The sequence below is a fragment of the Thermodesulfobacteriota bacterium genome (assembly GCA_040753795.1).
In the GTDB taxonomy this organism is placed as follows: Bacteria; Desulfobacterota; Desulfobacteria; order Desulfobacterales; family Desulfosudaceae; genus JBFMDX01.
Genome location: JBFMDX010000009.1, coordinates 68,623 through 89,891 on the forward strand (window position 1 = coordinate 68,623; position 21,269 = coordinate 89,891).

General features: G+C 56.5%; 18 protein-coding genes. 10 read left to right on the plus strand and 8 right to left on the minus strand.

The window, feature by feature from the left end; all coding sequences use genetic code 11:
• The first annotated feature begins 96 nt into the window (after positions 1–96).
• The 9 genes from AB1724_12065 (at position 97) to AB1724_12105 (ending at position 8,689) form a co-directional block, all read left to right on the plus strand.
• A complete protein-coding gene (locus AB1724_12065) occupies positions 97–1,704 on the plus strand; it encodes a carboxyl transferase domain-containing protein (GenBank protein ID MEW6078542.1) in 1,608 nt (535 codons plus the stop codon).
• 5 nt (positions 1,705–1,709) lie between these two features.
• Positions 1,710–2,501 carry an enoyl-CoA hydratase-related protein gene (locus AB1724_12070; GenBank protein ID MEW6078543.1) on the plus strand — a complete coding sequence of 264 codons (792 nt, stop codon included), beginning with the start codon at positions 1,710–1,712 and terminating at the stop codon, positions 2,499–2,501.
• A 48-nt stretch (positions 2,502–2,549) separates the two neighbouring features.
• Complete coding sequence (locus AB1724_12075) at positions 2,550–4,037, plus strand: biotin carboxylase N-terminal domain-containing protein (protein ID MEW6078544.1); 1,488 nt, start codon at positions 2,550–2,552, stop codon at positions 4,035–4,037.
• Positions 4,038–4,589, plus strand: coding sequence for a biotin/lipoyl-containing protein (locus AB1724_12080; GenBank protein ID MEW6078545.1), 552 nt, complete (start codon positions 4,038–4,040; stop codon positions 4,587–4,589).
• Positions 4,590–5,480, plus strand: a complete 891-nt coding sequence (locus AB1724_12085) for a hydroxymethylglutaryl-CoA lyase (protein ID MEW6078546.1) — start codon at positions 4,590–4,592, stop codon at positions 5,478–5,480.
• A gap of 390 nt (positions 5,481–5,870) precedes the next feature.
• Positions 5,871–6,263: a hypothetical protein gene (locus AB1724_12090; protein ID MEW6078547.1), complete on the plus strand. Its 393-nt coding sequence runs from the start codon at positions 5,871–5,873 to the stop codon at positions 6,261–6,263.
• A gap of 184 nt (positions 6,264–6,447) precedes the next feature.
• Positions 6,448–7,572: a pyruvate carboxyltransferase gene (locus tag AB1724_12095; GenBank protein MEW6078548.1), complete on the plus strand. Its 1,125-nt coding sequence runs from the start codon at positions 6,448–6,450 to the stop codon at positions 7,570–7,572.
• A 51-nt stretch (positions 7,573–7,623) separates the two neighbouring features.
• Entirely contained in the window at positions 7,624–8,307 is a 684-nt protein-coding gene (locus AB1724_12100) for a YkgJ family cysteine cluster protein (GenBank protein MEW6078549.1), read from the plus strand.
• Between the two features lie 73 nt (positions 8,308–8,380).
• Complete coding sequence (locus tag AB1724_12105; GenBank protein ID MEW6078550.1) at positions 8,381–8,689, plus strand: hypothetical protein; 309 nt, start codon at positions 8,381–8,383, stop codon at positions 8,687–8,689.
• Between the two features lie 71 nt (positions 8,690–8,760).
• Here AB1724_12105 and AB1724_12110 read toward each other — a convergent pair whose 3' ends face one another.
• Positions 8,761–10,566: an acyl-CoA dehydrogenase gene (locus tag AB1724_12110; protein ID MEW6078551.1), complete on the minus strand. Its 1,806-nt coding sequence runs from the start codon at positions 10,564–10,566 to the stop codon at positions 8,761–8,763.
• A gap of 33 nt (positions 10,567–10,599) precedes the next feature.
• The gene (locus AB1724_12115) at positions 10,600–11,367 is read right to left on the minus strand and encodes an enoyl-CoA hydratase/isomerase family protein (protein MEW6078552.1); all 768 of its coding nucleotides are present in this window, start codon (positions 11,365–11,367) and stop codon (positions 10,600–10,602) included.
• Between the two features lie 195 nt (positions 11,368–11,562).
• Here AB1724_12115 and AB1724_12120 point away from each other — a divergent pair, with 195 nt between their 5' ends.
• Positions 11,563–14,556: a pyruvate formate lyase family protein gene (locus tag AB1724_12120; GenBank protein ID MEW6078553.1), complete on the plus strand. Its 2,994-nt coding sequence runs from the start codon at positions 11,563–11,565 to the stop codon at positions 14,554–14,556.
• Here the strand turns inward: AB1724_12120 and AB1724_12125 are convergent.
• The 6 genes from AB1724_12125 to metW all read right to left on the minus strand — a co-directional run bounded on the left by AB1724_12125 (position 14,511) and on the right by metW (position 21,230).
• Positions 14,511–14,864 carry a hypothetical protein gene (locus AB1724_12125; protein MEW6078554.1) on the minus strand — a complete coding sequence of 118 codons (354 nt, stop codon included), beginning with the start codon at positions 14,862–14,864 and terminating at the stop codon, positions 14,511–14,513. The genes AB1724_12120 and AB1724_12125 overlap by 46 nt on opposite strands.
• A 19-nt stretch (positions 14,865–14,883) precedes the next feature.
• Positions 14,884–17,361, minus strand: a complete 2,478-nt coding sequence (locus AB1724_12130) for a hypothetical protein (GenBank protein ID MEW6078555.1) — start codon at positions 17,359–17,361, stop codon at positions 14,884–14,886.
• A 4-nt stretch (positions 17,362–17,365) separates the two neighbouring features.
• Positions 17,366–18,025, minus strand: a complete 660-nt coding sequence (locus AB1724_12135; GenBank protein MEW6078556.1) for a hypothetical protein — start codon at positions 18,023–18,025, stop codon at positions 17,366–17,368.
• Positions 18,026–18,027: 2 nt separating this feature from the next.
• A complete protein-coding gene (locus AB1724_12140) occupies positions 18,028–18,729 on the minus strand; it encodes a hypothetical protein (GenBank protein MEW6078557.1) in 702 nt (233 codons plus the stop codon).
• A 30-nt stretch (positions 18,730–18,759) separates the two neighbouring features.
• Positions 18,760–20,451, minus strand: a complete 1,692-nt coding sequence (locus tag AB1724_12145) for a hypothetical protein (GenBank protein ID MEW6078558.1) — start codon at positions 20,449–20,451, stop codon at positions 18,760–18,762.
• A gap of 179 nt (positions 20,452–20,630) precedes the next feature.
• Positions 20,631–21,230, minus strand: coding sequence for a methionine biosynthesis protein MetW (metW, locus tag AB1724_12150; GenBank protein MEW6078559.1), 600 nt, complete (start codon positions 21,228–21,230; stop codon positions 20,631–20,633).
• Positions 21,231–21,269 lie beyond the last annotated feature (39 nt).

Here is a 21,269-nt window from a genome sequence, read left to right on the forward strand (position 1 = left end):
AATAATTATGTTGATATTTCTACAGCCTGATTTTATCATTTTATCATTGAATCAGATTCAAAATATGAACGAGATTTTTTAAAACAAGGCGGGCGGATGGATAAAATCGTTTCTCAGGTCGATACATCTTCAAAGCGATATCTGGAAAACAGGGAATACAACCTGGCCCTGGCCGCGGAATTAAAAGAAAAGCTGGCCGTGGTGAAAAAAGGCGGCAGCGAAAAAATGGTCGCCAAGCACCGGGCGCGCAACAAGCTTCTGCCCCGGGAACGGATTGACCGCATCGTTGACGGCGGCTCTGCCTTTGTGGAGCTGTCGGCCCTGGCCGCGCATGAAGTCTATAACACGGACGTGCCGGGCGCCGGCATCGTCACCGGCATCGGCCGGGTGCACGGCGTCGAATGCATGTTCGTGGCCAATGACGCCACCATCAAGGGCGGCACCTATTTCCCCCTGACGGTCAAAAAGCATCTGCGGGCCCAGGAAGTCGCCCTGCAGAACCGGCTGCCCTGCATTTACCTGGTGGATTCGGGCGGGGCTTTTCTGCCCATGCAGGACGAGGTCTTCCCGGACAAGGAACACTTCGGAAGAATCTTTTATAACCAGGCCGTCATGTCTTCCGAAGGCATTCCCCAGATCGCCGTGGTGCTCGGTTCCTGCACCGCCGGCGGGGCCTATGTTCCGGCCATGTCCGACGAGACCGTCATTGTCAGGGGCAACGGAACGATTTTCCTGGGCGGGCCGCCCCTGGTCAAAGCCGCCACCGGCGAGGTGGTGACGCCGGAGGATCTGGGCGGGGCCGAAGTGCATACCGCCCGGTCCGGGGTGGCCGATCATTATGCCGAGGATGAAGAAGAGGCCCTGATCATCACCCGGAACATTATTGAAAACCTGAATTATCGATCCCGCCGGAACCCGCCGGTCAAAATCATGCCGCCGGCCTACGATATCGGAGAAATATACGGGATCCTGCCCAAGGACACGAGGACGCCCTATGACATCCGGGAAATCATCGCCCGGATCGTGGACGGGTCGGAGTTCCATGAGTTCAAGGAAAAATACGGCTCCACCCTGGTCTGCGGGTTTGCCCGGATCTACGGCTACACCGTCGGCATCATCGGCAACAACGGCATTCTTTTTTCCGAAAGCGCCATGAAGGGCGCCCATTTCGTGGAACTCTGCTGCCAGCGGAAAACGCCCCTGCTGTTCATGCAGAACATTACCGGCTTCATGGTCGGCAGAAAGTATGAAGCCGGCGGCATTGCCAAGGACGGCGCCAAGATGGTCACCGCGGTTTCCTGCGCCAAAGTGCCCAAGCACACCCTGGTGGTGGGCGGATCGTTCGGGGCCGGCAATTACGGCATGTGCGGCCGGGCCTATAACCCCCGGTTCCTGTGGATGTGGCCCAACGCCAAGATATCGGTCATGGGCGGGGAGCAGGCGGCCGGCGTCCTGTCCACCGTTAAAAACGATCAGTTGATTGTCGAGGGCAAGGAGCCCCTGACCGAGGAGCAGATCCGAGAATTTCAGAAGCCGATCATCGACATGTACGACAAGAAGGGCAGCGCCTATTACAGCAGCGCGCGGCTCTGGGATGACGGCGTCATCGATCCGGTGCAGACCCGGGATGTCCTGGGGCTGACGATTGCCGCTTCTTTGAATCCGGGACTGTCGGAAACCGACTTTGGCGTCTTCAGGATGTAGAAACAATGAAGTATGTAAAAGAACACATCGACGAGCGCAACGTCGCCCGACTGGCCTTAAACCGGCCTGAAATCCATAATGCCTTCAATGATGAACTCATCCGGGAGCTCACCGGCCGGGTGGATGAGCTCAACCGGGATGAGCGCCTCCGGCTGATGGTCCTGACCGGCGAGGGCAAGTCCTTTTGCGCCGGCGCGGACCTGAACTGGATGAAGTCCATGAAGGATTATTCCCTGGACGAAAACATCCGGGACAGCGAAAAACTCGACGGCCTGTTTGCCGCCATCCGCCGGTCGCCGGTGCCGGTCATCGGGCTGATCAACGGCCCGGCCTTCGGCGGCGGGACCGGGCTTGTCTCGGTGTGCGATTATGCGGCGGCGGTTGAAAGCGCCCTGTTCGGCTTTACCGAGACCCGTCTGGGGCTGGTGCCGGCGGTGATATCGCCCTATGTCATGGAGAAGATCGGGGCGGCCAGCGCCCGGGCCTGGTTTCTGTCCGGGGAGCGGTTTGACGCGCGGACCGCCCGACAGATCAACCTGGTCGATGAAATTGTGCCGGAGGAAAAACTTAAACAACGCGGCGAGGAGATCATCGCCGGGTTTTTAAAGGCCGCGCCCGAAGCCCAGCGGCACGCCAAAACCCTGATCCGCGAAGTGGAGCGGTTAAGAAAGAACGGTGATGATGCCGCGGTGCGGAAATACACCACCGGCTTGATCGCAAAGCTTCGGGTCTCGGATGAAGGACAGGAGGGGATGGCGGCTTTACTGGAAAAACGTAAACCATCCTGGCTGGAATAACGGCTTTGCCGCAGCAAAATTGATTGTGCGCAAAGGGTTTTTATAAAGATGATAAGAAAAATTTTAATCGCCAATCGTGGCGAAATAGCCGTACGGGTGATCAACACCTGCCGGGAAATGGGTATTACCAGCGTGACGCTCTACAGTGACGCCGATGCCGCCCTGCCGCACACCTTCATGTCCGACGAGGCCTTTTGTCTGGGCGGCGGGTCCCTGGCTGACACCTATTTGCACCAGGACAGGATCCTGGCCATTGCCGGGCAATGCGGCGCCGACGCCATTCATCCCGGTTACGGGTTTCTGTCCGAAAATCCGGTTTTCTGTGAAAAGGTGACCGCCGCCGGTTTGATCTTTATCGGTCCCACGCCGGAAGCCATGCGGCTCATGGGCGACAAAATCACCTCCAAGAAAAGAATGGCCGAGGCGGCCATACCGGTCATCCCCGGGTATAACGGCGACATTCAGGACGGCGCCTTCCTCATGGAACAGGCCGAAGCCATCGGCTTTCCGGTCCTGATCAAGGCCACCGCCGGCGGCGGCGGCAAAGGCATGCGGGTGGTCCACGGGCCCCTGGATTTTCCCGACGCCCTGGACGGCGCCAAGCGCGAGGCCCAGAACGCCTTTTCCAATGACCGCGTCCTGATCGAAAAGTTCATGCCCCGGTCGCGCCATATCGAGGTCCAAGTATTCGGCGACACCCACGGCAATTATCTCCACTTTTTTGAACGGGAGTGTTCCATCCAGCGGCGCCACCAGAAAATAATCGAGGAAACACCGTCAACCGCCCTGACCCCGGAAAAAAGAGCGGCCATTACCGGCAGCGCGGTGGAAGTGGCCAGGGTCATCAGGTATGTCGGCGCCGGCACCGTGGAGTTTATCTATGACGACTCGGGTAATTTCTATTTTCTGGAAATGAACACCCGGCTTCAGGTCGAACATCCCATCACCGAAATGGTGACCGGGTTTGATCTCGTCCGCCTGCAGATCGAGGTGGCCGCCGGCCATCCCCTGCCGGTGCGGCAGGAGGATATCCGCCAGACCGGTCATGCCATCGAGGCCCGGATTTACGCCGAGGACCCGGACAATGAGTTCCTGCCGACCACCGGCGTCATCTGCGAGATCGGGTCCTCCCGGATGAACGGCGTCCGCCTGGATTCGGGCTTTCGCGACGGCAACAGCGTCACCATCAAGTACGACCCCATGCTGGCCAAGCTCATCGCCCACGGCAGCACCCGGCAGGAAGCCAGGGACCGCCTCATCCTGGCGCTGGATGATATCCTCTTCCAGGGCGTCAAAACCAACCGGGAATTTTTAAAACGGGTCCTGGCGTCCGCGCCGTTTGCCGACGGCAACACCTTTACGTCGTTTATTGCCGAATTTGAACAGGCGCTGAAAAAGGCGGCCTATTCCAGTGACGAGATCGCATTAATCATCGCGGGTTTTCTTTTTGATGAAAGAGAAACGCCCCTGCCGGCAGTGGCGGCGGCAACCGCTCAGACCGCCTGGGACATGGTCCCGGGCTTCAGGAACGTGTAAGTGAAACGCGAACTGATCATCAACGGGGACCGGTACCAGGTGGAGGCCGTTAAAACCGACGGCAACAGGCTTTCTTTTCATTTCGACGGCCGGGAATATCATTTTTCAAAACGACAGGGCCCGGCGGAACTGGTCATTACCGAAAACAACAGGAACCATGTCGTCCGGTGCAGCCGGTCTTCCCGGAACGTGCAGGTCAACATCGGGCCTCTGGAGGCGTTTATCGAGGTGCCCGAAGTCAGCCGCTCGAAAAAATCCGCTTCCGGCGGCGGATCATTGAAATCCCCGATGCCGGGAATCATCTTCAAGATTTTTGCCGAGGAAGGCAGCCTGGTCAAGGCCGGGGATAAGATCCTGATCCTGGAAGCCATGAAGATGGAGCATACCCTGCGGGCCAACCGGGACGGCCGCTTGACTAAAATATTCTTCAAGGAAGGCGACCAGGTGGAAGGGGACGTGGAGCTGGCGGCCATCGCCTCCGAGGAAAAAAAAGTCCAGGTGGAAGGGGACCAGGAACTGGCGGCTATCACTTCCGGGGAGGAGACGGGTTAGATGCTGGCCGCGCTGCCCCGGAAGGTGAAGATCGTTGACGTTTCTTTGCGGGACGGCCTGCAGAACGTATCCGGGCCGGTCATTTCCACGGCCGACAAGAAAAAGTTCTTTGACCTGCTCCTGGCCGCCGGTCTGACGGATTTTGAGGTGACCAGTTTTGTCAGTCCCGGCCGGATCCCCCAGCTGGGCGACGCCGAAGCATTCTACTCCCTGATTGCCGCTCATGAGGACCGGGGCATGCGTCTGGCGGCCCTGGTTCCCAATGAAAAGCAGCTGGCCCGGGCAATTCAATGCCAGGTAAAAACCATTGCCCTGTTCACCTCGCCCTCCGATACCTTCAACCGCAAAAACATCAACCGGGATGTCGCGTCCTCTTTAAAGGACATCGAAACCGTGGCCCGGGCCGCCGCCGCCCACGGCATGAATATCCGGGGGCTGATATCCATGGTTTTCGGGTGCCCGGACGAAGGAAAGATCGACGAATCGCTGCTGATGAAAATCATCGAACGGTTCCTTTCTTTAAACGCCTATGAAGTCGTTTTAAGCGACACGGTCGGCGTTGCAGGTCCCGGGCAGGTTCACGAGTTGACGGGTAAGGTAAAAGAACGCTTCGGCCTGGATAAAATCGTCCTGCACTGCCACGATACCCGGGGGATCGCCGTAGCCAACGTGCTGGCGGCCCTGGACGCCGGCATCTCGATCTTTGACGCCTCGACCGGCGGGCTGGGCGGCTGTCCATTTGCCAGGGGCGCCCGCGGCAATGTCGCCACCGAGGACCTGGTTTACCTGTTCAATACCCTCGGGATCGATTGCGGGGTGGACCTGGAAGCCCTGGAAAAGGCGGCGGAGCTTATTTTAAGTAAGACCGGGAATCAGTGCCAGGCGGAATAATCGCTAGCCCGGATAGGTTTGGCCCTTGGCCGCCTGGCCACACCCGCAAGGCGCAGGACGCGAAGCTGTAGTAAATCTACTGCGAGCGGCCGGCAACACAGCGGATGCGGTCAAGAGGACTTACCCGGAGGGTAAAATATTCGGGATTGTGGTCTTGCGGGAAACACATTTCCCCTCGCGCCTTGATCCTTTTGGGGCCGGTTACAAGCGGCTGCTGCATTTCTCGAACTCGGGCTGACGCCCTCAAACAGCGAGAAATGCTTAACGCAGCCGTGTGTAACCGGCTGATTCCCAAAAGTCTCAAACAGCGCTCGGGAAAACGCGTTTCCCGCAAGTTCATTCTTATTAGAAACGTGGTACTGATAATAATGTTAGAGCCATAGGAAAGATATGCGCATCTTCTATTCGCAAGGTTCTGATCCACTGATTGCTGCATCACGTTCAGAAATGCGTGCGGTATCGTCTGCGTTGTCGGACTTTCTGATTTCGGAAAAGGACGAACTCTATATTGCTGCTGATGCCAATGAATCAGCAGAGCCATATCAGGTATTGCTTAAAGGTTTAAGGCTTGTAAAGGACCGCGTCCCTATCTGCATTTCTATCGAGGCCGAAGGAGAGTTGAAGGTTGAAGGCGAGGTGTCGGAGTTAATGCTTTGGGTAAAAGCCTTTCATTTTCCAGAATCCGCCGCTGATGGTGACCACCATCATCCCGAAAGTCGAGCGGACATTCGGGTCCAGCCAGGAAGCCTCAGTACTATCGTGGAAGTTTATGAGCCGGAGTAGGGCTCTATCAATTCGCTAAAGTTGCGACGACCCTGACGGGACGCGGACTAAGCCCAAACATTAACAGCAAAGGATGAAGCAGCAACAGGCAATATACAAAAAAAATTGATGAGGCCGTTCAAGTCTAACCCCTTGAACCCTTGGCCCCTCGAACCCTTGAACCCTTGTTTTTAGTGAGGTTATCATGTCCGAACACGATTTATGGAAGATCTTCCCCCGCATGCCGAGAAAAGTTACGATCGGCGACATCACCATCAGAGACGGATTCCAGCACGAAGAGAAGTTTGTCTCCACGGCGGCGAAAATCCATTATGCCGAAGAACTGATTTTCGCCGGCTGCCGGAATATCGAGCTGACCAACCTGGGCAACCCCCATATCATGCCCCAGTTCAGGGACGCCGAAGAGGTGCTCAAATACTTCCGCGGCGAGCGGTTTGCCAAGGGGTGTAAGGCAAGAGGCATCGATCCCGGCGATATCTGCTTTACCACGGTCACCATCCGGGAAGCGTCCGTGGACCGGGCCATCCGCTTGAAAGAGGCGGGCGTGGGTCCGGACCGGTGCCTGATGATGGTTTCCACCGAAGAAGAGCATCATTACGCCAACTCCGGCATGACCCTTCCCCAGTACTGGGCCGAAGCCGAGCGGGCCACGAAGAAATGCCGTGACGCGGGCATGAAGATGTGCGGCACGGTCAGCACCATCTGGGGCAGCCCCATCGGCGGGGCCACGGACATGAAGGACGCGATCACCTTTACTAAAAGATGGCTGGATATCGGGGCCAGCGACGTCGAGCACGCCGACCATGACGGCAGCGCCTCGGCCGCCCAGGTGTACCGTTATTTTTCCATGGTGCTGGACGAGATCCCGGATGTGAGCAAGCACATCGCCCACTTTCATGAAACCAAGCGGGTGGCCTCCGCCTCTGTCCTGGCGTCCCTGCAGGCGGGCATCGCCCATTTTGAAGCCACCCTGGGCGGCCTGGGCGGTCAGCCGGCCAACTTCCTCGATGACTGTCCGGTCAAAGGGACCGGGGACTATTATTACGACGACCCGCGTTACGTCGGGTTGATCTGCCTGGAAGACCTGCTGGTCATGCTCGATGAAATGGGCATCGAACACGGATATAATATCGGGAAAATCCTGAAGCTGGGGAAAAACCTGGAAAAGACCATGGGCCGGCGGCTCCGGTCCGAGGCCATCATCAACGGCCCGACGGTAAAAGAAGGTCACATGGAATACGCCCGGCCCGGTTTAAAGGAGCTCAAGGCCAGGGCCGGCGAGAAACCCGGCCAGCGTTTTCCCGAGTAGAATAAGCGGATCAAAAAAGAACCTCCATTTAATGAAAGCACGGTCCGCCTGATGACTATTCCCGCGAAAAAGACCGGTTTAAACCGCCGGACGGGATTCGGGTACACCTGTCACCGCTGCCTGGCCTGTTGCCGTTTCAAGAAGATCCAAGTCAACCCTTACGAAATAGCGCGTCTGGCGAGGCGCCTGGACCTTTCTACCACCGAATTTATCATCCGCCACACCACCTCCGGGGGAACGGTTTTGCGGTTTCGGGAGGACGGCACCTGCGCCTTCCTGACCGATCGGGGATGCGGCGTACACCCCGACCGGCCCCTGGTCTGCCGGCTCTACCCCTTGAGACGGCATGTCCGTTTTCCAGAGGAGGAATCTTTTGACCGGCTGGAATGCGAACCGGAATGCCGGGGCGTTTTTAACAAAAACGGCACCATTGAAGAGTATCTGGAAGAACAGGGCGCCGGGCCGTTCCTGCACGCGGCGGATCTATACCTGGATTTGCTCTGGCGGCTGCTGCAAACCCTCCAGGATCAGCGGCAGGATTTCGATCAGGCGGAAACCCTGCTTCAAACCGTTCGAAGCGTCAGCGGCGATCCGGCGGGCGGACATGACCTGTCCTGGATTGACATGGACCGGGCCGTATCATATTATTGTGAACAATCCGGGACGCCTGTTCCAGCGGATGTGGAGGCGCAAATGGTTCTGCACATCAAGGCCGTCCGGGAATGGTCGGCTTAAATTACCATCAGGAGGTGACCATGACATCCAAATCGAAAAAAAGAACCTGAAGAAGCATCTGGCGATCGCCACCATGGCGGCATCCCTGGGCGTGTCCCTGGGCGTACCGGTGGGAGATGTGCTGGCGGAAGAAACGACAACCAACACCCCCCCGGTCTACTCCAGCCCCTACAACACGTCAGACCAGGGGAAAATAGAAGCCGTCCAGGGAAAATTCAAATCCACCCAGGGAAAGCTGCAATCAAGCCAGGGCAAAATCGAATCCGTCCAGGGCAAGGTCACCTCGACTCAGGGGAAAATCGAGTCCGTCCAGGGCAAGCATCTCGACAGCCCGGAAAGCATGGATCCGTCACTCACGGGAACGGAGACCGCCCCGAGATAGGCCGATTGCCCGGGAGCCCTTCCGGCCGGCTTCCCGTTATCCCTGATCCCGCACCGGCCGTTCGGCGCCGCCTAATCGTTGAAGAAAGCCGGGTCCATCTTCACGGTCAGGGGATCCTTGTCCATGAGGCGGGCGGCAAGGGCCAGTGTTTTCGGCATCTCGTAGCCGAAGAAATAACGGCAGGTGAACAGCTTGCCCTGGTAGAACTCCGTTTCCCCGCGCGTGGGCCCCTTGTCCAGTGATTCGGCGGCCTTGACGGCCTGGAGCAGCCATTGCCAGCCCACGGCAATGATGGAAAACATCTCCAGGAAGAGTACGGCATCGGCCAGGAACGTCTCCGGCCCCTCGGCCTGGGCCACCCCGACCAGGTGCATGACCACTTCCTGCATCCGGTCCATGGCCGCCTTCAGGGCCGCGGCGTGGCCGGCCAGGGCCGGCCGCTTTTCCGCCGCCGCGATGGTCCCGGCCACCTCCGTTGCGAACAGCATCAGGGCCTTGCCCTCCTTCATGACCATCTTGCGGCCCAGCAGGTCCATGCCCTGGATGCCGGTGGTGCCCTCGTGGATGGGATGGATGCGGATGTCCCGGTAATACTGTTCCAGGGGGAAATCATCGCAGTATCCGTACCCGCCCAGGCATTGCAGCCCGGCGCTGACCGAGAGAATGCCCATCTCCGAAGGATAGGTCTTGACGACCGGGGTGAGCAGGTCCAGCAGCAGCGCGTTCTTCTCCTTTTCCCCGCCTTCGGTCACTTTTTCAAGATCGGCGTATTGGCAGCACTGCAGGATCAGGGAGAGCGACCCCTCCACCACGGCCCGCTGGAAAAGAAGCATCCGCTTGACGTCGGCATGCGCGATGATGGGGATCTGCGGCTTGGTCGCGTCCCGTTCCATGATGGGCCGGCCCTGGGTCCGGCCCCGGGCGTATTCCAGCGAGGCGTAATAGGCGGCCGAGGCAATGCCCGCCGCCGCCATGCCGATGGACAGACGGGCCTCGTTCATCATCTGGAACATGTATTTCAGGCCGCGGTTGGCCTCGCCCAGAAGGATGCCGCGGCAGTCGCCGTTGTCTCCCAGGGACAGTTCGGTGATGGGGGCGCCGCGGTACCCGAGCTTGTGGAACACCTGGCTGACGGTGATGTCGTTGGGCGCCAGGCGGCCGCCGGCTTCCGGCCGCAGGCGGGGCACCACGAACAGGGAGATCCCCTTGACGCCGGCCGGCGCGCCGGTGATGCGGGCCAGCATGAGGTGGACGATGTTTTCGGCCCCGTCATGGTCGCCCATGGAGATGAATACCTTCCGGCCCGATATGCGGTAATCGCCCTGGTCGGTTGGCTCGGCCTGGGTGGTGATGTCGCCCAGGGAACTGCCGGCCTGGGGTTCGGTCAGTGCCATGGTCCCCTGCCACTTGCCGGCCAGCATGTGGGGAACGTAGGTTTTGACGAGTTCCGGCGTGCCGAAGGAGGTGATCAGGTGGGCGGCCCCGAGGCACCCTTCCGGGTACACCCCGGCCGAGTAATTGGCCGCCGAGAAGATGAAATGACCCGCGCCCACCAGCATCATGGGCACCTGGTCCCCGCCGTGCTCCACGGGAAACCCGGCCGAGATCCAGCCCCCCTCCCCGCTGGCCGCCAGGATCTTCTTCACCGCCGGATGCACGTGCACGCGGCCGTCCACCAGCTCCGGCTGCCGGCGGTCCATCTCCGTTAAGACCGGATAATACAGGTCCCGGGCCAGGGCCAGGGCCGCGTCCACGATCATATCGAACACCTGGCGGGTATGCGCCGAGTAGTACGGATAACGGGTCAGGGCAACCGCGTCGAACACCTCATAGAGCAGGAACTTTAAATTGCGCTTGCTGCAGAATTTATCTCCCATGGCTTTCTCCTTGCGATTCCGTTTTCAGCATCTTCACGCCGCGCCGCCGCGGGGGCTGAGCAACTGGCTGATGCACAGGGACTGGTTGCGGTCTTCCAGGCGGATGGCGCTTTCCAGGCTGACCGGCCCGGCGTTGACGTCCAGGGCCTCCTTGGTGAGCTTGAGGCCGAGGGGCGACTTGCCGGCCATGTTGCGGGCCAGGTTCATGGCCTCGTCCATGAGACGGTCCGGCTCCACCAGGGACTGGACCAGGCCGATGCGCAAGGCTTCCTGGGCGTCGAACAGGTCGCCGGTATACAGGTAACGGGCCGCGTTGCCCAGGCCGACGATCCGGGGGAAAAGCCAGGAAGAACCCATGTCCGCGCCGCCCACGCCGATGTTGATGTAGGCGGCTGAAAATCTGGCTTTGGGGGCGGCCAGGCGGATGTCGCAGGCCAGGGCGATGGAGAAGCCGGCGCCGGCGGCGGCCCCGTTGATGGCGCCGATGATGGGCTGGGGGCAGCGGCGCATGGCCAGGATGAAATCCGAGTATGTCCGCTGGGCGGTATAGGCCTGTTCCGGGGTATAGCCCCCGGCGGGCGCCGTGATGGCCGGGTCGCTCATGTCCAGCCCCGCGCAGAACCCCCTGCCCGCGCCCGTAACCACGATGACCCGCGTCTCCCGGTCCGTGAGACGCTCAGCGAAAAAGCGCGTCAGGTCGTCCCGCATGGCAAAATTGATGGCATTGAGGCAGGCCGGCCGGTTGAGCGTCAGGATGCCGATTGGCCCGTCCTGGCGGTATTCGATGGTTTCGTATGCCATGGTCTTCCCTCCCGGTTGCGAACTTTTACGTTATTAAGAAAAGTATGTGAAAGAATAAATTGTTTGCGGGGCATTGTTGCTCAGGCTGCCCTTTAATTTTTAGCAGGGCCGCCCCGGTCCGTCAATCTATTCCTTACCGCGGCCTGTTTGGAGAAAATGGACAATATTTCCAATATCTGGTAGAATAAAACGATTATGAAATCCGCTCATCCCGTCAAATCCCGGCTGGCGACAACCACGGGCGTAATGTTGTTCCTCGGGTCGCTGAAAGTCTTTGCCGCCGCCTTTACCTTCAGCAAACGGTTAAACCGGGAAATCCGGAACCCGGACACCGGGGACGTTTTCAATGCCGGCATCCGGTTTGAAACGCGGGACGGTTCATTTAAGGCCGGCGTTGTTTTTGATAACGGCCGGGTCCGGGCCGGCCGGGGCCCGATCCCGGATGCCGACGTTACGGTGTTCTACAAGGACCGGGAAACCCTGGCGCGCATTTTCGCCAAAAGCCCGGAAGAAGCCCTCGACCACCTCCTGACCAACGAGATGGCCTACACCGGCAACATGGCCGTGCTGACGCGCTTTTCCTACCTGACCACCCTGCTTTCCCCCGCGAAAAAGAAACGCCTCCCGGCCCCGGCCCTGTTTTCGGCGGAGACAGGCCCGAAACGACAACAACTGAAGAACGAAATCCTGGGCAAAAAAACGGACCAGGTCCGGTTTTTAACGGATGCCTATCTGGGCGCCTACGCCATCGGGGATTTTCCCCGCATTCAGTATTTAAGGGACAGACGATTTTCGCTGATGCCGGCGGTGTGCGCCGAGCGGGCCGCGCTTCTGACCCGGTTCCACCGGGAAAACGGGTTCGAGACCGACACCGGCGGCCGAGCCTGGGACCCGGAACTGCGCCAGGCCGAGGCCATGCGATATGTCATGACCCGCAAAAAGCCCCTCATCTGGGACCGTCACCTGCTGCCCGGATCGACCACCGCCAAAGAAGTCGGCGTGCCGGTTTACCCGGAATTCATCGGCACCACCATCTGGCCGGAGCTTTCCTCCATCGAAACCCGCGCCCTCAATCCCAACCGCCTTTCCGAAGACGAGGCGAACGTCCTGAACGCGTACGTGTTTCCTTACTGGATTCACCGCAACGTCCGGGAATATTGCCGGACGACCTTCGGAAACCCGCTGTCCCAGCGCCTGGAAGAACGGTTTGTCCTCTATTTCATGATGAAGAACAACGCCGTTTCCCATACCATCCCGGACTTTGACGCGGTCCTGAACCAGGGGATCAAGGCCATGCAGGACAAAGCGGCCGGAAAGGAAAGCCGGGCGGAAACCGAAGATCAGGTCAATTTTTACCGGGCCCTGCAAATCGCCCTGGACGGCGTCCTGGCCTACGCGGAAAATCTGGGCCGGGAGGCGGAACGCCAAGCCCGGGACCAGGACGGCGAGCGCCGGCGGGAGTTGCTGGAAATGGCCCGCGTCTGCCGCAAGGTCCCGGCCGCGCCGGCGGAAACCCTGTACGAGGCCATCGTGTCCCTGTGGATATCCTTCGTGTGCCTGCACGTGGAAAACGCCAACTCGGCCCTTTCCATCGGCCGCCTGGACCGGCTGCTGCAGCCGTTTTTCGTCCGGGACATGGAGGCCGCGAAAACGGACGAGGAGCGGGAGCAGGTTGTGCGCCGGGCCATCGAGCTGGTGGCCAGCCTGTTTGTCAAGCTCAACGACCATGACCCCCTGATACCCAGCGTGGGCAACAAACTGTTCGGCGGCAGCTCCTCGGACGACACCGTGACCGTGGGCGGCGTTGACGAAAACGGCCAGACGGCGGTCTGCGACATGACCTACATTATTTTAAAAGCCGCGGAGATGCTGGGCTTCCAGGACCCGAACCTGAACGCCCGCTACTTTCCGGGCGTCAATTCCGGGGAATATCTCCGGCGCCTGTGCGAAGTCAACGTCAACATGTGCGCCTCGCCGATTATCCACAATGACCGGCTCATGATCGAGTCCCTGGAAAACCAGGGCTTCGGAAAAGACGCCTGGAACTGGGGGGCCACGGGCTGCGTGGAGCCGACCCTCTGCGGCCGGCACTACGGTCACACCAACTGCATGCTCGTCAACATGGTGGCCCCCCTGGAAATGGCCTTAAACAACGGGGTTCACCCGGTCATGGACGAACGCATCGGACCGGCGACCGGCGACGTCCGCTCTGATTTTCCGTCCTTTGAGGATTTTCTCTCGGCCTACCGGACCCAGTTCCTTTTTCTGGCGGAGCTTTCCGTCGAGATCAATGACATGCTGGGCAGGGCCCACCAGTATGTGCACCCGACGCCGCTGCTCTCGGCCATGTTCCGCGGCCCCCTGGACAAGGGCCTTGATCTTGTCCGGGGCGGAGCTGAATACAATTCCTCGGGCGTGGCCCTGGTCTCCATCACCGACGTGGTCGACAGCCTGCTGGTGATCAAAAAGCTGATCTATGAAACCGGGGCACTGGATTTTGCCCGGCTCATGGAAGCCCTGGCAAACGATTTCAACGGCCCGGACGATCAGCAGCTCCTGGCCCACATCCGGCGCGTGCCCAAATTCGGATCCGGAGACCCCGATGCCATCGCCCTGGCCCGGGACCTGATGGACATGGTCTATGAATTTTACCAGCCGAAGAAAAACTACCGGGGAGGACGGTATTTGCCGGGATACTGGTCCATCTCCTACCACGTGGGGTTCGGCATGCTCTCGGGCGCGCTGCCTTCCGGCCGCCGCAAGGGCCAGGCCTTCACGCCGGGCCTGACGCCCGCGCCCGGCGCCTCAAAGGACATCCTGGCCAACTGCCGGTCCGTGGCGGCCCTGGATCATCTGAAGATGCCCAACAACCTGGCCTACAACGTCAAGATGGTCCCCGGTCCCGATGACCCGCCCGCCAGGACCCTGGATCTGTTTGCGGCATACGTGGAAGGCTATTTCGCGTCAGGCGGCATGCAGTGGCAGTTCAACGTGGTGTCAACGGACGTCATGCGCCGGGCCATGGAGCGGCCCGAGGATTTCGGCTGGCTCCTGGTCCGCATTTCCGGGTACAACGCCTATTTCGTCAAACTCAACCGCAACATGCAGGAAGAGCTCATCAACCGCACCGAGTTTTGTCCGGGTCACCGGGCCGTATCCGATTCGACCAAAGATAGCGTGCTTTTGTAATAGATTCTTCTGAGTATGGGATATTCTTCTCCGCTCTGATATTGCAATAATTCGACATAATCCGGGGTGACCTCAACCACCGTCCAGCCCTTAATCTCATCGCCTTTTCCGACCACCCATTTTTCTCCCGTGTCTTGATCCACCAGCGTGGCGGTTTCAGAGCCTTTTATTTGAGGGTCATGCTGAAAACCATTGGCGACAAAATCCTGGCCATAGACGGCCGGACATATCAGCGCAACAATCAGAAGACAATATAGAAAAGCTTTATACATGTCACCGCCCCCCGTTGATGGTAAATGATCTTTCATCTTCAACTCCCTCTGACGTTTAGTCGGCATAATCGCATCCATTATTGTCGGATTGATATGGAGAATTTATAAATATTACGCCTCTTGATGAAGCAAGGCCCCGGTATGATGTCGTGAACGGGGTTGTTCTCCTGGCCAGACATGGGACGGAACAATAATTTCCATATACCATCTGGTTCACAACCCCCGGCATATAGCTGGATTTGTTGTACGCCGTTGAATGGTTAAAGCCATCATCAATGTCAATTTTTGACAGAGAATATGTCTCCCAGACGTATGGCTGATTGCCATACTCTCCGAGAAAGAACACCCTGGAAAATCCCCCCGGCGGAACAGAGGCGATATCGTAATGCCAGGTGCTGTTTCTGGCAAAGCGGACCGATAAATTTTTTATTCCGTGCGAGTAGACATCCCATTCCCAGGGATTGGCAATGCCGTCCAGATCCGTGTCCACAATCTCAATGGCGTCAGTCGATCCGGCATCATGTAAGACATTCTTCATGCATATCTTGTCCATCACATTAATGAAATCAAGCGGCGTTGGTTCAGAAATGTCCTTATATCCCAGACCGAGGGCATTTGTCTCCGTGCCCCTCGTCCCATTATAAACCAGAAACAGATGCACATCCGTGGCCCACAGGGGCAATTCCGCGGGCAGGTTGAACTCCAACCGGGTTGGCCCCTGGCTGGAGATAATTTCTCCCTGGGCTGTTGGAATCTGATTTTCCGCGACAATCTGATAAAAAGTCGAATATGTCGTTGCGCCCGGTGTTGCCGCGAACTGATCTTCAAGCCCCCGGCGGTATTTGACCTGGAGAGAGACCGTTCCTTTGGTTAAATCATCTGTTTTAGAAACCGCGTTGACAACAATCTTGTTAAATCCCTGTCCCGCAGGATTATTCATATACTTATCCGGATATCGGGGATCAGATGGATCGTAATAGGGGTGCGTGTCTGTAAAGGCATAGTAACCCTCTTCCGGCAGCGATATCTCTATCAAGGGGATGGTAATTTTTGAGGCGGCCACGGCATTGATTGTTTCCTGCCCCATGCGGCCTTTCATCACCAGCATAAATTCTCCGGGCGTCTTGGCATCCTGAGGAATGGCGAACAATTCCAGGGGATCGCTCTGTCCTCCGGCCGCGACGCACATATAGGCGGCTGTCATATTGAGGATATCTTCTTCAGAAGGGTTAACGGCATCCTGCCAGGGATAGTTGTCCACATTGTTGACGGGAACCCGTTCATCATTGACGTTGTCGTAATAGAGTTCAAACCGTCCCTGAATCTCTTCATTCATGGGGTTGACAATGTAACAACCCTCGCCGTCGGCCGCCAGCTCCATCTTCCCCCGGAAGAAAAACTCCAATAACGCGGCGGCGTAGCCCACGGCCCGGGGAATGAGCTTTTCAGCGTAATCTTGAAACACATAACTATCCATCGGAGGTATGGTCTTTGTCTCGGAGGTAGGGAAATCCGAGCCATAGTACGTTTCCATGTAAAAAGACAAATAATCAACGCCGGCCAGACGATAACCCGAATCACCGTTGGCAATTTTTATATAATAAGGTCTTTTAACCGTATCCCCGGGTGAAAAGGGATTCGGGTAATCCAGTTCCTTGACCTCCACGCTGGTTTCCCTGGAAGGATAGAGAAACTGGCGTGAGAAAAGTGTATCCCATGAGACAAAATTGGCGTTGGTATATTCGGAAAGGCCGATATCCGACCGAAGAGTTATCTCTGGATTGGTCCCGGAATATTGGTTGCTGTCAAACAGATTGGCAACAGGTACAGACGCTTCCGGGAACACGCTGGTCTGACGCAAGACAGCCTTATCGACCATAAAAGGCGTTATAGAAGCAATGTCTACATTAGAGTCGCCATTAGTGGTGCCATTAGCCCATACCTCATAAGCCGATGAAATATGGCCGTCATCTCTGGCATGTTCGGGCACCGTCAGATCTTCAACAAGATGCATCAGCTGACCCAGCCCCCGAAATGTTTTTACAAACTCCTTGTCCTTTGTTTCTTTGTTAGGGGCTGTAAGCGCCAAGTAAAATTTATCCCTGACATCATCCCACGAATAATGCCCACCAGGGCTCTGCTCGCCCGATTCTCTTTGAGACCATAAAACAGAAGACTCTCCGGAAAAGCATAGCGAGATGTCCAGGCACCCGGAGAAACCAGCCTCATGAATATCCGCCTCTAATGGGTTGTGAAAATGGTTGGCTCCACGACTAATCGGTACATCTTCTTCTTCACCGCCTCTTCCAAACCATTTATAAGCCTGTTTTGAAAATAATATTTCATCTTTACCATCAGGAAAGCCTACTTGATTTCTCAAATATGAATCTAGGGAAAACTCATTGATAGTGTTTTCTCCAATAAACTCATTGATGTTTTTATGCGTCTCCTTTTTAAGGGCAAATACCTGCGGAACCGGTTGCAGGCATATCGTCAACAAAACCACCCATATAATAATTTTCAGATTTCTCATTGATTTATTGTCTCCTCCAGCCTTGATTTTGTTTTAACCATTCATGTTCTTTCTGAACCATTTGGTATAATATTGGCGGGTTAAAATCACCGGTTCCAGGGACTGAATGCGCTTTGTCTCTTTCCTCCCACGTATTTAATTTCGGTAGTTCTACTATCCCAAATGTAATCGTAATTTTTTCCGGTAAAACGGTTAGAATACCGTTTTTATAAATTTTTTTATTAATTTCAGTTGTTGCTCCTGTTTTTCCAATAAACAGCCAAGACGGCCCGCAGTGCTGAAAAGGGATAATCTTTATTCGTTGTTCGGGATAACTCGCGTAACCGGGTTTATAAATAATAAATTGCGTCTCTGCGGCCTTCGAATTAAGGCCGACCAATCTCGTACAGGGCGGAATACGGAAGAAACCATCCTTATCGGTCAACACTTCTTGTGCGTGTATATCTTTTCCCCACCCACCGCCAGGGTAACCAAAAATGGATTCAATCTGATAAACCGCTACGACCACCACTCCCTCAAGCGGCTCTTTTGTCTCCATGTCGATTATCTTGCCCTGATATGCCGGCTTATGAAAAATCAGCACCGCCTCGCATTCCGTCACGGACAGGACTCCTACTGACAGGAACAAGAACAGCAATAAAATATTTTTCAGATTTTTCATCATTTCTATCTCCTCCACCCTTGATTTCGCATTAGCCAATCATGTTCATCTTTAAGCATTTGATCTAATAGAGGCACTTTAAAATCAGGGGACGAAATTGAGCTGCCTATTCTTCTTTCTTCCCATGTATTCAACTTCGGCAGTTCCACTAGACCAAAGGTTACGGTGATTTTCTCCGGCAATTCGCGACCTATACCGTTGTTATAGTCTTTTTTATTAATTTCAGTCGTTGTTCCTATCTTTCCGGCAAACAACCATTCCGGCCCGCAGTGTTGGAAGGGTGTTATTTTCAACTGCTGCCAGGGATAACTCGCGTATCCGGGCTTGAAGATAATAAATTTTGTCCATGACGCCCTTGAATTCAGCCCGATCAGGGTGGTGTACGCTGGGATATGAAACACCCCGTCCTTATCAGTCAGCGTCTCTTTGGCGTGAATATCCTTACTCCACCCGCCTGCCGGGCCGCCGATAATGGCGTCGATCTGATAAACCGTCACCACGACAACTCCCTCCAGGGGCTCCCTGGTCTCCATATCGATTATCCTGCCGGTATACGCGGGCTTATGAAATATCAGCACTGCCTCGCATTCCGTCACGACGAACACCCCTGCTGAAACCATCAGGATTAATGCCATCAGGCAGACCCGAAGCCCCTGCCTGTAACCGAACAAAGTGGTGGTGAAGTTTAATGCTGTCATATGATTCATTGCCTGCATTTTCCTCTCAAATGGAAGGCTTTAAAAACTCCCGATTCGCCATATCCCGTCCGTATCCAGGATAAAAAGAACCTGAAAAGAATAAGTTGTCCCGTTGATGACGGTTCCCATGTCATATACCGCCCGTTCCCCCTGGAATTCCGCAAGCCGGATACCGCCCATGCCTCCCGCGATTCCTGGCAGAAAAGAGGACAACGCGGTAAATCGCTGATCAAAACTTTCCCGTGAGCTTCCAGCAAAGAATGCAACGGCCCTGTTCACATCTCCGGCCGTCAGGGCGGCTTTCATCCCTTCCCATTTTGTCCGCAGCGAGGCATCTATCGCCGCTTCTTCTACTACCTGCACGGCCACGGAATTCGTGTGCGCATAACCCAGGTCATCCGTTACGGTGGCCGTAAGGACATAAACGCCTTGCATGTCCATGGCAAGCCGGTATTCATCATAGCTGCTTTCCAGAAAGGTGACGGTGCCGGGTCCTGTGTAAGAAATATCAGAAGCAGTAAAATAAAATGATCCGGTAATCCGCAGATTAGTCTCAAAAGGCAGGATACCCCGAACCGGATCGGCGGTCAGGCAGATATAATCACCCGAGGTGTCGGCATGAACGGGGACCGAAGAACTGATCATATGGCCATCAACATCCGTGGCCGTGATGGTGAGGAGATTTTCGCCATCAGTCAAAGGGACATGATCCGCTCTGAACTGACCGTCGCTGATGATGGCGGGGATTCCGTTCACCGCCACGCCGGTTTCCTTGTTTCCGGCATGGCTAACGGCGCCTTTGACGGAAATGGTGCCGCCGGATACTTGGGCGCCATCCAGGGGTGATGTAATTTGAAGGGTCAGCGGGTTATGAACCGTTATAGTGACGGAAGCGGTTCTTGTCCCGCCGGCGCCGCTGGCCGTCATCGTATACGTTGTGTTTTGCGCTGGCAAAACCGTCCGCGTTCCGTTCAACTCAACCGGACCGATCCCCGGCTCAATGTTCACGGAATCGGCATGAGTGGTGGTCCAGGAAAGCGTGGCTGTGTCTCCGACGTTTATCTCGGACGGTGCGGCGTTAAAAGTCACGGTGGGCGGATAAAGCACATTGACGGCAGCGGCGGTCGTAGCAGTTCCGCCCGGGCCGGAGACGGTGATTTTATAAAGGGTTGTTTCTCCGGGCGTTACCGTCAGTGAGCCGCTTGCATCCACGTTGCCCACGCCCGGCTCAATGATCGCGGTATCCGCACCAGTGGAGGTCCAGGTCAGAGTCGACGACCCGCCGCCGGCAATTGTCTCCGGATCGGCGGATAAGGATACCGTCGGCGGGTTGGTCACACCGCCCTGCCTGATCTCGATGACCAGATAGGTGCCGGGCTTGCCGCTGATTTCGATCTTGAGGTTATTGCTCTGGCTTAAGCTGAGCGGAAATTTTAAGACAAATTGGTTCTGCTTGAAATCTTCAGGCGTAAAAACCGGGACGTCATTTAATAGAATTCGCGCGCTGGTAACACGATGGATGCTGCCTTCTTCGCAGTTGCGGATCATCAGTTCACCGGATCCTTCCGCGGCAGTAAAGCTGTCTTCATAAACATTTTGCGCGGCAGTGGTTCGCGAATACTGCTTCGGGCCGAACACGGCCTTATCGGCCATGGCTTTGCCGGCATTAAACCCGAAGATGCCGAATACGGCTGACAGGACAAGCAAGACAATGGTACGTTGTTTGAACATTATCCCCCTCCCGTTAAAATTGGATGTGTTGATTTTAAACTTTAGTCTATTTTAAATGTAAAAAACAACACTTTTTATCCATGCACACAGCAAAAAAATATCCGGGTTAAGGGCGATCGGAAGCAAAGAAGGCACGGGGTGTTACGAACAACGATATCGGCGGGTATAGGACTTTTCCGTCACTTTTTTTCGAGCTGAAAAATGCCGTAGGTGGCCAGGAGGTTGGGCCAGAAGCGGACAATGGCGCCGGTGTCCGAGGTCCGGCCCGGAGATGTGGCCACCTCCCGGACAAGGCGCATCTTCATCTGACCGGCGAAAATGCGGAAATCCCGGATGCTCAGGACGCGGATGTTGGGCGTGTCGTACCACTGATAGGGAAGCTGCTCGGTGACCGGGGCCCGGCCGCCGAAGAGGAGCTGGGTCCGGATGCGCCAGTGGCCGAAGTTGGGAAAGCTGACAATGGCCTTCTGGCCGATGCGGAGCATGGCGGCGATGAGCCGGGGCGGATCAAAGACCTGCTGCAGGGTCTGGCTTAAAATCACGTAATCAAAAGCGTTGTCCGGATAGTCTTCCACCTCGCGATTGATGTCGCCCTGGAGCACGCACAACCCCTTTTCAATGCACCGGGCCACCCGGGACTCCATGATCTCGATGCCCGTCTCCCGGACCTTTTTATGCGTCTTGAGGAAATGGAGCAGTTCCCCTTCGCCGCACCCCAGGCCCAGAACCCGGGAACCCGGCTCGATCCAGGAGGCGATGATGGCTAAATCAAACCGCATATCCCGATTCGATTTGAAATCGGTCTGATATTTATTATT